Below are 13639 nucleotides of genomic sequence, written 5' to 3'. Positions count from 1 at the left end.
TTTACTCATAAGCCAAAGCAGAAATTAGCTGTACTGAATTATTTCCGCTTCAATCTTACACCAAGACAATAAATAGCTAGCAGATTTACGTGGCTCATTTTGAGCAATTATTTACATAGACAACAATTCTGAGTTTTTGCCGATAATCTTGATTATATCTAGTGTTATTAGTTCTGAGAACGAAAGCTAATCGGCTTGTTTTTGTATTCTAAAAAACCAATCAGCAACAAATCAAGTCTGTAACCTTTTCCGCCTTAACATATCCACACAGTTTTAAGCAAAGATATATATCCTCTTTTAGGAGGATTTTATAAAATTTTTTGTGAGATTTAATTAGCCCAGTATTCCGTTGAGGTTAATTTCAGAATGAAGGGAAAATCTCTGAGCCTGATTGGTACAGCACTAACTTTGGCACTAACTAGCGGTGTTGCTGTTGCCCAATCAAGTGAATCCCCCATCGCCGAATCCAATAACACATCGATTAGTTCTCCAACGGAAATCAAGATGTCACCGCAAGGGATGAAAATTCTGTGTGAGTATTTCCCACTGAATTCCCGTTGTCCTGGTGGCACAGCACTCACGCCTAGTAATCTTGATCGCAGTACAACTCCAGAAACCAAGCCTGCTGAAGGCAGCACTACTCCTAACAGCACGACTGTACCAGGAACCACAATTGAGCGTCAAACGCCAGGTAGCACTAGCGAACCAGGGACAAAACTTCCTGACTCCACCACGCCAGGTAGCATGATTGTACCTGACTCTGGCACACCCAGCAACCCAATTCCAGCCCCAGGTAACATGACTGTACCTGAGTCTGGCACACCCAGCAACCCAATTCCAGCCCCAGGTAACATGACTGTACCTGACTCTGGCACACCCAGCAACCCAATTCCAGCCCCAGAAAGCACGACTACACCTAAGTCCAGCACCCCAAATAGCAGTACTGAACCTGGTGGTAAGCTTCCTGACCTCACCGCTCCAGGTAGCACTACCGAACCTGGTACTACCAAGTAAATTTCCTACCCTGGATTTCCATAAGTAAACAATTGTATCCCCGACGGCCATTCCAGGCAAGTCGGGGATAATCTTATCGTGACCGACGATGAGTAGTTGGTGTTTTTTGGAAGGAGGCTATCAGCAGACAAACAATGCCGATACTAATAAATGAATCTGCCACATTAAATACAGCAAAGTTAATTAGGCGAAAATCGAGAAAATCGACAACATAGCCTAAAACAAAGCGATCAATCCCATTACCCATAGCTCCACCTAAAATCAAGCCATAGCCCAGTTGATCCCAAAGACTTAACACAGGACCCAACAAAGCCACGCCGATCAATACCAAACTTACTCCCAAAGATAGCCAACGCAACCACTCGACTTTTCCACTTAGCAGGCTAAAAGCTGCACCTGTATTGGTGACATAGGTCAGGTGAAATATCCCTGGTAATAGTGGTATTGTTTGTCCCAATTTAAAGGATTGTACCACCCAGTATTTTGTCAGCTGGTCCAAGAAAAAAGCTATCAAAGCAGCAATCCAGAAGAAGCGATTTTTTAAACGCATGGAACTAGGGACTAGGGACTAGGATCTGGGGACTAGAGATTAAGAAGTAGGATTTGGGAATTGGAGGAATTTTTAATTTTAAATTTCTCGCCCCTAGTCTCTAGCTCCTAGTCCCCTCATAACTAATAAAACATTAAGTGACGTAAGATATAAGCTATTACAGAAATGGCGCAGATGACAGCTAGTTGCCCTGGTAGTGCAAACCACGAATATTTGAGGATTGCGGAGATCAAGCCTAGACTTTCTGTACCTTGCCACTGGAAAAAATAGCTCATAATCAAATAACTAATACCGCAGATGTGGACAGTTAACAAGCCACACAGGCAACTAAAAGTCAGAGTTTCTAGCCGGGGTCTAGCTTCAAAGGCTAAATAGCCACAAATCCAAGCCCCAGGAATAAAGCCCAGCAGATAGCCAAACTGAGATAGCTTGACATAACCGATACCGCCACCTTCAGAAAATACTGGTAATAAAGTTAACCCCATAACTAAATAGGCAATTTGCGAGAGGGCGCCAGCATTTTTACCGCCTAAACAACCCACCAGCAGCACCGCGCCAATTTGATAGCTGACACCTAAAGAAAAAGTCTGAATTCCGTGCTGGCTCCAACTCCAAGGTAAGGTGATACCATGAGCTTCTAGGAAGGTGCCACCCATTGTCAGGAGTAAGCCTATCATCGACCATAATAATTGATTGGAAGCGGCAAACATTTATAATGAAAAAGGGGAAAGGCAAAAGATCAGAGCAATAGCCACCAGTATAGGCATTAAAGTTCTACTCACACCTTCAGAAGTAGCATATTTTCTTTCACCTTTTTGGTTTGGAGCTTTTCACACCTGTTTACCAAGAAAAATCATTCCTCTCAGCTTGTTAACCTTTTATTAACCTTGTTGTTAACGTTTTAGCGGTATCTTAGAAGCGCTCACCTGCAAATTTATCAAAGAATTGACAGCGATGCTATCAAGTCTGATTTATATAAAAAAAAACAAATTCACAGCATCAATATCCACATTAACACTGATATTGAGCCTAACTGCTTGCGGCGGACAGCAAACCACAGACAATCCTACCGCTAAAGAAACTCCTGGTGGTGCAACAGATACCACTGCCACCAACCCAGGCAAAAAATTGGATCTTGGTGGTAACATCAGCTTAACGGGTGCTGGTGCATCTTTTCCGGCACCACTGTATTCTAGTTGGTTCATTGACTTGAACAAAAAATATCCTAACCTGCAAGTTGACTATCAATCAATTGGTAGCGGTGCTGGTGTTGAGCAATTTATCAAAGGTACTGTAGACTTTGGTGCCAGCGATGTGGCGATGAAGGATGAAGAAATCAAGAAGGTTGATAAGGGCGTAATTTTGCTACCTGTCACTGCTGGTAGTATTGTACTAGCTTACAACTTGCCAGATGTGCCTGAACTCAAGCTACCAAGAGCAGTTTATACTGATATTTTACTAGGCAAAATCAAGTCTTGGGATGACCCCCTGATTGCTAAGGCTAACGAAGGAGCCAAGCTGCCTAAACTGCCGATTACAGTAGTGTATCGTGCTGATGGTAGCGGTACCACCGGTGTGTTCACAAAACACCTCAGCGCTATCAGCCCAGAGTGGAAAGATAAAGTGGGTGATGGTAAAAGTGTCAAATGGCTTGTAGGCGTTGGTGCCAAGGGTAATGAAGGTGTAACAGCCCAAATCCTACAAACTCAAGGCGCAATTGGTTACACTGAATACGGCTACGCCAAACAAAATAATCTCAAATTTGCTGCTTTAGAAAACAAAGCCGGTAAGATTGTGGCTGCTACCGAGGAGTCGGCATCTAAAACTTTAGCAGCAGTAACTCTACCAGAAAACCTCCGCGCCTTTATTACAGACCCAGAAGGTGCAGATTCCTATCCCATCGTTACCTATACTTGGATTATGGCGTATAAGAAATATCCTGATGCAGCCAAAGCCAAGGCTATGGAAGCTATGATCGAATACGCTTTAACTGATGGTCAGAAGCTGGCCAAAGAACTAGGGTATGTTCCTTTACCTGAAAAGGTAATTGCCAAGGTAGCCGCTGCTGCCGATCAAATCACTCCAGACTATAAAATTGCTGTAGGCGGCGGTACTAGCGCTAGCAAATAGCAGGAATAGTCAACAGTCCACAGTGAATGTTTGGACTAATGACTAATCTGGTTCCCTCACAAATTTTATCTAATTTAATCATTAAATTCCGTAGTCATGACTACAAATTCACAGAATCTGTCATCAGAGATTAAACAGCGCTCTGAACTAGACAAATCGCTGGATCGGAGCTTTATTTGGCTGACTCGGATTTTCGCGCTCTCTGTAGCTGGCATCTTATTATGGATTACGTTACAGGTGACGATTGGTGCTTGGCCAGCTATCCAAGAGTTTGGTCTGGGCTTTTTAGTTAAAAGCAGCTGGAACCCTGTTAAAAATGAGTACGGCGTGCTGCCTCAAGTTTATGGCACTCTAGTTAGTGCTTTGATTGGGCTGCTGATATCTGTACCCATTGGGGTTGGTACGGCTGTTTTATTGAGCGAGGATTTTCTCCCAGTAAAAATGCGGTTGGTATTGGTATTTTTGGTAGAACTTTTGGCTGCCATTCCCAGTGTGGTCTACGGGATATGGGGCATTTTTATTTTAGTGCCAATTACAACTAGTGTCGGTAAATGGCTTAATGAGTCCTTGGGCTTCTTACCATTTTTTAACACTCCTCCTACAGGACCGGGAATGTTACCTGCGGGGATGATTTTAGGGATTATGACTTTACCTATTATTACCGCTATATCCCGCGATGCGTTGATTTCCGTTCCACCGAGTTTACGCCAAGCGGCTGTAGGACTGGGCGCAACTCGCTGGGAGACAATTTTTCAAGTTATCATCCCAGCTGCCTTTTCTGGCATTGTGAGTGCGATAATGCTAGCACTCGGTCGGGCAATGGGCGAAACAATGGCTGTGACAATGTTGATTGGAAATTCCAACAACATTAGCTTATCACTTCTAGCACCAGCCAATACAATTTCTTCTCTACTGGCAAATCAATTCTCTGAGGCTAGTGGTTTGCAAGTAGCGGCGTTAATGTACGCGGCGTTAGTTCTATTTTTCTTGACGCTTGTAGTCAATGTACTGGCAGAGTTTATTGTTCTGCGAGTCAAGCGAATTTAGCATAGTTATAGGATTGCTATATGATTTCTAATTTTCCCGAAAGCAGCTTGACTCGCGCCCCCATGTCTAAGCGGACACTGTTTAATTCAGTGATGACAGGTGTCGCTTTTGCATGTGGGGTATTGGCGCTTGTGCCTTTGCTAGCAGTGCTTTCTTACGTTATCATCCAAGGTTTTAGCAGTCTGAGTCTCGATATTTTTACTCAACTCCCACCAGCACCCCTAAGAAAGGGAGGCGGTTTTGGTAACGCCATTTTAGGTACACTGTTGATGGTAGGCATTGGGGCGTTAATTAGCGTCCCATTCGGTGTTTTGGCAGCAATCTATTTAACAGAATTTAGTTCTGCTCAAATAGCTAGAGGAGTACGTTTGGCAACTAACATCCTCAGTGGAGTTCCCTCAATTATTGCTGGGGTATTTGCCTATGGAATTGTGGTTTTGACCTTGACAAAATACAACTTAGGCTCATACTCAGCGATAGGTGGGGGTTTTGCATTAGCAATTTTGATGTTACCAATTATCGTCCGCACGACTGACGAAGCCTTGCAGTTAGTATCCCAAGATTTGCGACAAGCATCTGTCGGGTTAGGCGCAACTAACTTTCAAACTGTCAGCCAAGTAGTGTTACCAGCAGCGCTACCAGCAATTGTCACAGGATCTACCTTAGCAATCGCACGGGCTGCAGGCGAAACCGCACCTTTACTATTTACGGCTTTATTCTCCCAGTTCTGGACTGATAGCTTATTCAAACCCACCGCGTCTCTGGCTGTTTTGGTTTATAGGTTCGCGATTAGTCCCTATAAAAATTTACAGTCCCTAGCTTGGGCAGCGTCACTGATTTTGGTACTAATGGTGCTGATTACCAGTATTATCACTCGCTGGGCAACTCGTCAAAAGGCCTAGTTAAAAAGTATCTCCAGGGCGCATTACTATCCCTATAACTTACAGTAGAGTGTTTATGGCTACTAACATTAGCACCGCGAATGACACGGAAACCGTTTTACGTACAGAAAAGCTCAACATTTACTACGGTAACTTTTTAGCTGTGCGGGACGTTTGGCTAAATATTCCCAAAAATCGCGTTACAGCTTTTATCGGTCCTTCTGGCTGTGGTAAAAGTACATTACTGCGCTGCTATAACCGTCTCAACGATTTGATAGAATCATTTCGGGCAGAAGGTGAGGTTTATTTTTACGATAGAAACTTGTATGCACCGGAAGTTGACCCTGTAGAAGTGCGTCGTCGAATTGGGATGGTGTTTCAACGACCAAACCCATTTCCGAAATCAATTTATGACAATATTACTTTTGGCGCCAAAATCAATGGCTACACAGGTGATATGGATGAATTGGTAGAACGGAGTTTGCGCCAAGCTGCTTTGTGGGATGAAGTTAAAGACAAACTGCGAGAAAGTGGTTTATCTTTATCTGGTGGACAACAACAACGGTTATGTATTGCGCGGGCGATCGCCGTCCAACCAGAAGTTATACTGATGGATGAACCTTGCTCTGCCCTTGACCCCATCTCGACTCTACGGGTGGAAGAACTAATTCAACAACTTAAAGAGCAATATACCATCGTCATCGTTACCCACAACATGCAACAAGCTACACGGGTATCGGATATGACGGCATTCTTTAACGTCCAGAGGTCAGAAGGCGGTAGTCGTAGCGGCTATTTAGTTGAGTATGACGCGACAGAAGTAATTTTTAACTCTCCTCAGCAGCAAGATACTAGAGATTACATTAGTGGTAGATTTGGTTAAGGCAATACCAAAAAATAAATTATCCAATATTCCTAGTACTCTGTCAAGATAAAAATGATGGACTGTAGTGCGGGCATCTTGCCCGCGTGAGCGAGACGCTCACACTACCAAAAATCCCTCAAAACAAAATTGACAGACTACTAGGGTGCGTTAACGAAGTGTAATGTACCATTTTTCCTCACTAAAATATTGATAGAATTGAATACAAAACTTAACAAAGACAAAAGATCAATATGCGTGTATTACACACAATGCTACGAGTAGGGAACCTGGAAGAGTCCTTAAAGTTTTACTGTCAAGTCCTGGGTATGAAATTACTGCGCCGAAAAGATTATCCAGGGGGAGAATTTACGCTGGCTTTTGTCGGGTACGGTGACGAAAGCGAGAATGCAGTCATAGAACTCACTTACAACTGGGGAGTAGAAAAATACGAATTAGGTACTGGGTATGGTCACATTGCTCTTGGCGTCGATGATATTTACGCCACATGTGAACAAATCAAAAATCATGGCGCTAAAGTAACGCGAGAACCAGGTCCAATGAAACATGGTTCTACAGTCATTGCTTTTATTGAAGATCCAGATGGGTATAAAGTAGAACTGATTCAAGTGAAGGTTGACGGTTGACCCTCCGAATTTTAGATTTTGGATACTTCGACTTCGCTCAGTACAAGTTTTGGATTTTAGATTTTTGGGAAGCAAGACATAGGGAAAAATGAACAATGGAAAACACGTCTTAATTTAGGTAAACGTACAAACCAAAGCTTTACTCAAATACCACATGCTAAATTTATCGAGATCCTGACTTACAAATTGGAGCGAGTCGGTATTACCGTTAAGGTTGGAGAAGAATCTTACACGAGTTTGGCTTCTTTTATTGATTGGGACAATATCCCAATTTACAAACCTAACAACTTCGTGAGGTACGTCTTCAATGGAAGACGTGTTGAAAGAGCGTGGTATATCAGTAAAAATGGTTTGAAGATTCATGCCGACGTGAACGCAGGGTACAACATCGGCAGAAAAAGTAATCCTGAAGGATTTGACTGTCTCCAGTCTATTCTAAGGGATAGGGGGTGTCTGGTAGTACATCCAAGGCGGATAACTCCACTATTTAAGCGTGTCCATGCTGAAAGTAGAGTCGCTTAAAGCTAAATTGCATAAGTCTGACTATGTTTGACTATGTGATTTGGAACTATAGCATACAGATATCTCTATCTTTTATCCTTCCCGAATCCGCAATTTTACACTAAAATCCAAAAACTAAAACCCAAAAGCCAAAATTCTAAAGATGCAGCCTACAGATCCGAATAAATTTACTGATAAAGCCTGGGAAGCAATTGTCAAATCTCAGGATATAGTCCGTGGTTATCAACAGCAGCAATTAGATGTGGAACATTTAATGATTGCTCTGTTAGAAGACCCAACTAGTCTGGCCATCAAGATTCTAGCTCGTTGTGAGGTAGATCCCATCCGCTTACAACAGCAATTAGAAGCCTACACCCAACGTCAGCCTAAGGTTGGTAAAAGTGACCAACTTTACCTCGGTCGTAGTTTAGACGTAATGCTTGACCGTGCTGAAGAAATTAGAACCAAGATGAAGGATGCTTTTATCTCGGTAGAACACATACTCTTAGCTTTTGCTGAGGATGAACGCATCGGAAGGCGGATACTCAAAGGCTTTAATGCGGACGCTCCTAAGTTGGAGGCTAGTATCAAAACTGTTCGTGGTAGCCAAAAAGTGACAGATCAAACCCCAGAGTCTCGCTATGAAGCTCTCCAAAAATTTGGCAGAGACTTGACAGAACAAGCAAAATCTGGTAAGCTAGACCCCGTAATTGGGCGTGATGACGAAATTCGGCGGGTAATCCAGGTATTGTCACGCCGGAGTAAAAATAATCCGGTTTTGATTGGTGAGCCTGGGGTGGGTAAGACTGCGATCGCTGAGGCTTTGGCACAACGAATGGTTAACGGCGACGTTCCCGAATCTCTCAAAAACAGGCAATTGATTTCATTAGATATCGGTAGTTTGATTGCTGGGGCTAAATATCGAGGCGAATTTGAAGACCGTCTCAAAGCAGTCCTGCGGGAAGTCACCGAATCTAACGGTCAAATTGTCTTGTTTATTGACGAACTGCATACCGTTGTGGGAACCGGTTCCAATCAACAAGGGGCTATGGATGCGGGGAATTTGCTCAAACCAATGCTGGCGCGGGGAGAACTGCGCTGTATTGGCGCTACTACCTTGGATGAGTTCCGCAAACACATTGAAAAAGACGCGGCCTTAGAACGCCGCTTTCAGCAAGTATTTGTAGATCAGCCCAGCGTCGAAAATACAATTTCCATCCTGCGCGGGTTGAAAGAACGTTATGAAGTCCACCACAACGTCAAAATTTCTGATTCAGCCTTGGTAGCAGCAGCCACCCTGTCAGCACGTTACATTTCTGACCGGTTCTTGCCTGATAAAGCCATTGACTTAGTGGATGAGGCTGCGGCACAGTTAAAAATGGAGATTACCTCCAAACCTGCAGAATTAGAAACTATTGATCGCCGCCTGATGCAGCTAGAAATGGAAAAGCTGTCATTGGCGGGAGAAGAAAAAGGTACAGCGCAAACTAAAGAGCGTTTGCAGCGAATTGAGCAAGAAATTGCCAATTTGACCGAAAAACAGCATGTATTTAATGAACAATGGCAAGGTGAAAAGCAGGTATTAGAAGCAATTAGCGCTTTGAAAAAAGAAGAAGATGCTTTGAGAGTACAAATTGAGCAAGCAGAACGCGCCTATGACCTCAACAAAGCTGCCCAACTTAAGTATGGTAAACTGGAAGGAGTGCAGCGCGATCGCGAAGCCACAGAAGCGAAACTCTTAGAAATTCAAAACACAGGTACAACCCTGCTACGGGAACAAGTCACCGAAGCCGATATTGCTGAAATCGTCGCCAAATGGACTGGAATTCCCGTAAATCGCCTGTTAGAATCGGAAAGGCAAAAATTACTCCAACTCGAAAGCCATTTGCATCAACGAGTCATTGGACAACAGGAAGCCGTAGCCGCAGTAGCAGCCGCAATTCGTCGCGCCCGTGCGGGAATGAAAGACCCCAGTCGTCCCATTGGTTCATTTTTGTTCATGGGACCGACAGGAGTAGGTAAAACCGAACTCGCTCGTGCATTAGCGCAGTTTCTCTTTGATTCCGATGACGCTTTAGTTCGCCTCGATATGTCCGAGTACATGGAAAAACACTCCGTGTCTCGCCTTGTGGGTGCGCCTCCCGGATATGTCGGCTATGAGGAAGGTGGTCAACTTTCCGAAGCTATTCGCCGCCGTCCCTACTCGGTGGTACTGTTGGATGAAGTGGAAAAGGCACATCCAGATGTGTTTAATATTTTATTACAGGTGCTAGATGACGGTAGAATTACTGATTCCCAGGGGAGAACAGTAGATTTTCGGAACACCGTTATTGTCATGACTAGCAACATCGGTAGCGAACACATCTTAGATTTATCAGGTGATGACTCCAAGTATGAAATGATGCAGAAACGAGTCACCGAAGCCTTGCGATCGCACTTCCGCCCCGAATTTCTCAACCGCGTCGATGATATCATTATCTTCCACACCCTCAATCGCTCAGAAATGCGCGATATCATCCGCATTCAGCTAAAAAGGGTGGAAAATCTCCTCAAAGAGCAAAAAATCTCCTTCGATATATCCGCCGCCGCCTGTGATTACCTTGTCGAAACCGGCTATGATCCAGTTTATGGCGCCCGTCCCCTGAAACGAGCAATTCAGCGAGAAATCGAAAACCCCATCGCTACCAAGTTATTGGAGAATACCTTCATATCTGGAGACACAATTTTCATTGATCAGAGTGAAAATGGTCTGTCTTTTAGTAAAAAACCGGCGGTGAAGGTTGCTGTATCTCCAACTGCGGTCAAATTGTTGGAGGGAACGATTAACAGTTAAGGGATTTCCAATTAAAAAAAATCTCCCATCTGTAGGGTGCGTCAAACTTATAGCTTCTTGTGATCACATGAGGTATATCATAGCCCAATACAGTTCAGTTAAGGAAAATGGTCGTAGGGGCACGGCACGAATAAAATTGTCATTAGAAGAAAAGATTTTGGATGCCGTGCCCGTACACTGTATAGCATTGGAGTCTAACTGAACTGTATTGTATTATAGCCCCCTCCTCGCTTGCGCTTAGGGGGTTGGGGGTGGAGTTCCCCTGGCTAAATCCGAGTTGTTTGGTTTTCTAACGCACCCTACGCCTTATTGGTACGTAGTAGGTTGCAGATGTCGCCAATATCGATTTAAGTGTATAAAATAATATTGTGCTTTCGTCCTATTTGATGCTGTGACAGTCCAATAGGATTAAAGCCGTTTGTCATATTTTTTTGTAAATCACTTTTCCCAGATAAAAATCGCAAATCCTTCCATTGAACTTTGCTGGGTGGGTAAGTTCGTAGTCAATAATAAAGTCCTGATATCATGTCCGGGAGCTTACCCATAATACCCGCAATGTAGAGACGTTACATGTAACGTCTCTACAGAATATTTTATTACGGTCATATAACCGGACATGATATAATACGTATTTTGTGAAAAATCAAATATGAAAGTAATCGCCTATCCAGCCTTTAAAACTAAATATAAAAATCCTTATAATTGGCTTTTATATACAAATATGTTAAAACAAGACGTAACAGTAGAAGAATTTTCGCCCAAAAAGATTCTGCTAGAAAAATATGATATTTTTCATGTTCATTGGGTAGTCGAAACGATTGTTAGACATCCTCATCCATTAATAGTATGGATGAGAGCTATAATTATGCTCATCTTGATAGACTGGGCAAAGATTAGGGGAACTCGTATTATCTGGACAATTCATGATGAAAACCCCCATTTTATATTACATGTAAGGATAGCAGATTGGTTTCAAAAAGAATTTATCAAACGCATTGATGGGTATATTAGTTTAAGTGGAGCCGGAAAAGATATCGCAGAAAATTGTTTAGCGCCTTTAAAAGATAAACCCTGTTGTATTCTTCCTGCTGGACACTATCGAGATTTTTATCCTAATCAAATTACCCGTAATCAAGCAAGAATAGAACTAAATCTACCTGATAACTATCGAATACTGCTATTTTTTGGTTATATAGATATTTACAAAAATGTCCCACATTTAATCAAGATTTTTCGACAGTTAGCTCCGCCAGATTGGTTATTAGTAGTCGCAGGGAAAATAGAACGTCCTCACTTGGAGAACGAAATATTATCTGCATCGGAAAATGATGACAAAATTAAGTTGGTTTTGAAATATGTACCCGATGATCAAGTTCAGCTATATTTCAAAGCTGCGGAATTAGTTGTTTTACCGTTTAAAGAAATTCTCAATTCTGGAAGTGCTTTATTAGCGCTTTCCTTCGACTGTCCTATTTTAGCCCCTCACCTAGGTTCTATGCCAGAACTTCATTCAGAAGTGGGAGAAGATTGGATGAAACTTTATACTGGGGAATTAACCCAAGAAAATCTCCAGGAAGGCTTAAATTGGTCGATACAGCAACCACGTCCGCAAAGTCCACCCCTAGACAAATTAGATTGGTATAGTTTAAGTCAAAAAAACGCGGAATTTTATCGGTTAATTAAGAGGTAATTGGAATGAAACTAGCTTATGTAAGTACCTATGATATTCTGAACACTTCAGGCTGGACAAAACATAATGTCGGAAATTATGGGTCAAATTATTACATATTTCAAACCTTAGCACAACAGAGTATATCTATTGAGAATGTAAGTAATTTCCAGAAAAAATATTCTTGGTTAACTAAAAGTAAATGGAGTTTTTATAGATACTTCTTTCACCAAGATTATTATAGATGGGCTGACCCAATAGTCAGTAAAAATTATGCAGCCCAAATTGATAAACAGTTGTCTAATCTAGATGTAGATATCATCTTGTGTACAGAAGGGTCTGCACCAATAGCATATCTGAATTGTCAAAAACCATTAGTGCTTTGGGTGGATACAGTTTTAGCAGCATTGATAGATTTCTATCCATATTTAAGCAATCTTTGCCAAGAAACCAAAAAAAGCATTTATCAGCTAGAGAAATTAGCTTTAGATAAATCTAGTTTAGTCATTTTTGCATCGGAATGGGCGGCTAAAAAAGCCACAGAAATTTACAATTTAGAGCAAAATAAAATCCAAATCATTACTAGAGGCTCAAATCTAGAATTAAAGCCAGAGAGAACGATTGAAGATATTAAACTTTTGCTAAAATCGAGAAGTACAGAGATTTACAAATTGATTTTTATTGGCATTGATTGGCAAAGAAAAGGAGGTAATATCGCCCTAGATGTAAGTAAAGAGTTAAAAAAAATGGGCTTTAATATAGAACTCAAAATTATCGGCGATTTACCAAAAGATAGCGGAAATCTCCCAGATTTTGTCAAGCCAGTAGGATACATTAACAAGTCTACACCTGCAGGCAAGCAACATTTTTATGATTTGCTCGCTGATTCTCATTTTCTCATTTTACCGACTCAGGCAGATGTAACTCCTAATGTATTAATTGAAGCCAACGCTTTTGGTGTTCCTTGCGTAACCACCGATTTAGCAGGCATTCCTAGTATTATCAAAAATGACCTAAATGGCAAAACTTTTCCTGTAGATGCCGATATCAGAGATTACTGTAACTATATTGCAGATTATCTTACTGATGAGCAAAAATATGAAAAATTGGCTCTTTCATCATTTAATGAATATATAAATCGTTTAAATTGGTCGATAGCTGGTCAAACTGCTAAAAAGTTGTTTCTGGATTTACAGCCATTTTCAGGTAAATAGACCACAGGGTAGGGGCGCAAGGCCTTGCGCCCCTACGAAGATCTGTGGTTCAAATGAATGAAAATTGCTGTAATTTAACAAATTTCGGGTATTTACAGCAATTATGGCTCAAAATCTACTACTCCACCACATAAGTTTTGATAGCTTGAAAATAGTTGCGCCCTTGGGCGTACCGACAATCAAGAGCGCTCTTAGCCCAACTACGAACAAATATATCAGGAATCAGGACTCTTTCGAGCTAGTTAAGTTTAATACTGCTATCATATTACATTGATCGAGTAGGGAAATCCG

Annotated in this window: 12 protein-coding genes and 1 pseudogene; 11 read left to right on the top strand and 2 right to left on the bottom strand. The window is 42.0% G+C overall.

The features are described from left to right. The first annotated feature begins 366 nt into the window (after positions 1–366). Positions 367–1014: a hypothetical protein gene (locus HEQ19_23015; protein ID WZI66991.1), complete on the top strand. Its 648-nt coding sequence runs from the start codon at positions 367–369 to the stop codon at positions 1012–1014. A gap of 73 nt (positions 1015–1087) precedes the next feature. On the opposite strand, the gene lspA is transcribed toward HEQ19_23015, so the two are convergent. Together lspA and HEQ19_23005 are read right to left on the bottom strand one after the other, a co-directional pair. After that, positions 1088–1564, bottom strand: coding sequence for a signal peptidase II (gene lspA / locus HEQ19_23010; protein ID WYM01952.1), 477 nt, complete (start codon positions 1562–1564; stop codon positions 1088–1090). A gap of 122 nt (positions 1565–1686) precedes the next feature. Next, complete coding sequence (locus HEQ19_23005; GenBank protein WYM01951.1) at positions 1687–2274, bottom strand: biotin transporter BioY; 588 nt, start codon at positions 2272–2274, stop codon at positions 1687–1689. A gap of 244 nt (positions 2275–2518) precedes the next feature. Here HEQ19_23005 and pstS point away from each other — a divergent pair, with 244 nt between their 5' ends. The 10 genes and pseudogenes from pstS (at position 2519) to HEQ19_22960 (ending at position 13348) form a co-directional block, all read left to right on the top strand. After that, positions 2519–3694, top strand: coding sequence for a phosphate ABC transporter substrate-binding protein PstS (gene pstS / locus HEQ19_23000; protein WYM01950.1), 1176 nt, complete (start codon positions 2519–2521; stop codon positions 3692–3694). Between the two features lie 96 nt (positions 3695–3790). Then, the gene (gene pstC / locus HEQ19_22995; GenBank protein WYM01949.1) at positions 3791–4741 is read left to right on the top strand and encodes a phosphate ABC transporter permease subunit PstC; all 951 of its coding nucleotides are present in this window, start codon (positions 3791–3793) and stop codon (positions 4739–4741) included. 20 nt (positions 4742–4761) lie between these two features. After that, positions 4762–5643 carry a phosphate ABC transporter permease PstA gene (gene pstA / locus HEQ19_22990; protein WYM01948.1) on the top strand — a complete coding sequence of 294 codons (882 nt, stop codon included), beginning with the start codon at positions 4762–4764 and terminating at the stop codon, positions 5641–5643. Positions 5644–5698: 55 nt separating this feature from the next. Then, complete coding sequence (pstB, locus tag HEQ19_22985; GenBank protein ID WYM01947.1) at positions 5699–6505, top strand: phosphate ABC transporter ATP-binding protein PstB; 807 nt, start codon at positions 5699–5701, stop codon at positions 6503–6505. A 233-nt stretch (positions 6506–6738) separates the two neighbouring features. Continuing rightward, positions 6739–7131, top strand: a complete 393-nt coding sequence (gloA, locus tag HEQ19_22980; protein WYM01946.1) for a lactoylglutathione lyase — start codon at positions 6739–6741, stop codon at positions 7129–7131. A 60-nt stretch (positions 7132–7191) separates the two neighbouring features. Beyond that, positions 7192–7308: pseudogene (locus tag HEQ19_31280) on the top strand (hypothetical protein). A gap of 9 nt (positions 7309–7317) precedes the next feature. Then, a complete protein-coding gene (locus HEQ19_22975; protein WZI66990.1) occupies positions 7318–7653 on the top strand; it encodes a hypothetical protein in 336 nt (111 codons plus the stop codon). 142 nt (positions 7654–7795) lie between these two features. Beyond that, complete coding sequence (gene clpB, locus HEQ19_22970) at positions 7796–10465, top strand: ATP-dependent chaperone ClpB (protein WYM01945.1); 2670 nt, start codon at positions 7796–7798, stop codon at positions 10463–10465. Between the two features lie 649 nt (positions 10466–11114). After that, on the top strand, positions 11115–12155 hold the full coding sequence (locus HEQ19_22965; GenBank protein WYM01944.1) for a glycosyltransferase family 4 protein: 1041 nt from the start codon (positions 11115–11117) through the stop codon (positions 12153–12155). Between the two features lie 5 nt (positions 12156–12160). Then, entirely contained in the window at positions 12161–13348 is a 1188-nt protein-coding gene (locus tag HEQ19_22960; GenBank protein WYM01943.1) for a glycosyltransferase family 4 protein, read from the top strand. Positions 13349–13639: the final 291 nt, after the last annotated feature.

Source organism: Gloeotrichia echinulata CP02, assembly GCA_038087035.1.
GTDB lineage: Bacteria > Cyanobacteriota > Cyanobacteriia > Cyanobacteriales > Nostocaceae > Gloeotrichia > Gloeotrichia echinulata.
Note: the sequence above shows the minus strand (reverse complement) of the source record. Positions and strands in the feature narration are given on the sequence as shown.

Bases quoted from the DNA above. Each gene is read 5' to 3' on its own strand.
- pstC (WYM01949.1), top strand. From the start codon at position 3,791: ATGACTACAAATTCACAGAATCTGTCATCAGAGATTAAACAGCGCTCT.
- lspA (WYM01952.1), bottom strand. From the start codon at position 1,564: ATGCGTTTAAAAAATCGCTTCTTCTGGATTGCTGCTTTGATAGCTTTT.
- clpB (WYM01945.1), top strand. From the start codon at position 7,796: ATGCAGCCTACAGATCCGAATAAATTTACTGATAAAGCCTGGGAAGCA.
- pstB (WYM01947.1), top strand. From the start codon at position 5,699: ATGGCTACTAACATTAGCACCGCGAATGACACGGAAACCGTTTTACGT.
- pstA (WYM01948.1), top strand. From the start codon at position 4,762: ATGATTTCTAATTTTCCCGAAAGCAGCTTGACTCGCGCCCCCATGTCT.
- gloA (WYM01946.1), top strand. From the start codon at position 6,739: ATGCGTGTATTACACACAATGCTACGAGTAGGGAACCTGGAAGAGTCC.
- HEQ19_22960 (WYM01943.1), top strand. From the start codon at position 12,161: ATGAAACTAGCTTATGTAAGTACCTATGATATTCTGAACACTTCAGGC.
- HEQ19_23005 (WYM01951.1), bottom strand. From the start codon at position 2,274: ATGTTTGCCGCTTCCAATCAATTATTATGGTCGATGATAGGCTTACTC.
- HEQ19_22965 (WYM01944.1), top strand. From the start codon at position 11,115: ATGAAAGTAATCGCCTATCCAGCCTTTAAAACTAAATATAAAAATCCT.
- pstS (WYM01950.1), top strand. From the start codon at position 2,519: ATGCTATCAAGTCTGATTTATATAAAAAAAAACAAATTCACAGCATCA.
- HEQ19_23015 (WZI66991.1), top strand. From the start codon at position 367: ATGAAGGGAAAATCTCTGAGCCTGATTGGTACAGCACTAACTTTGGCA.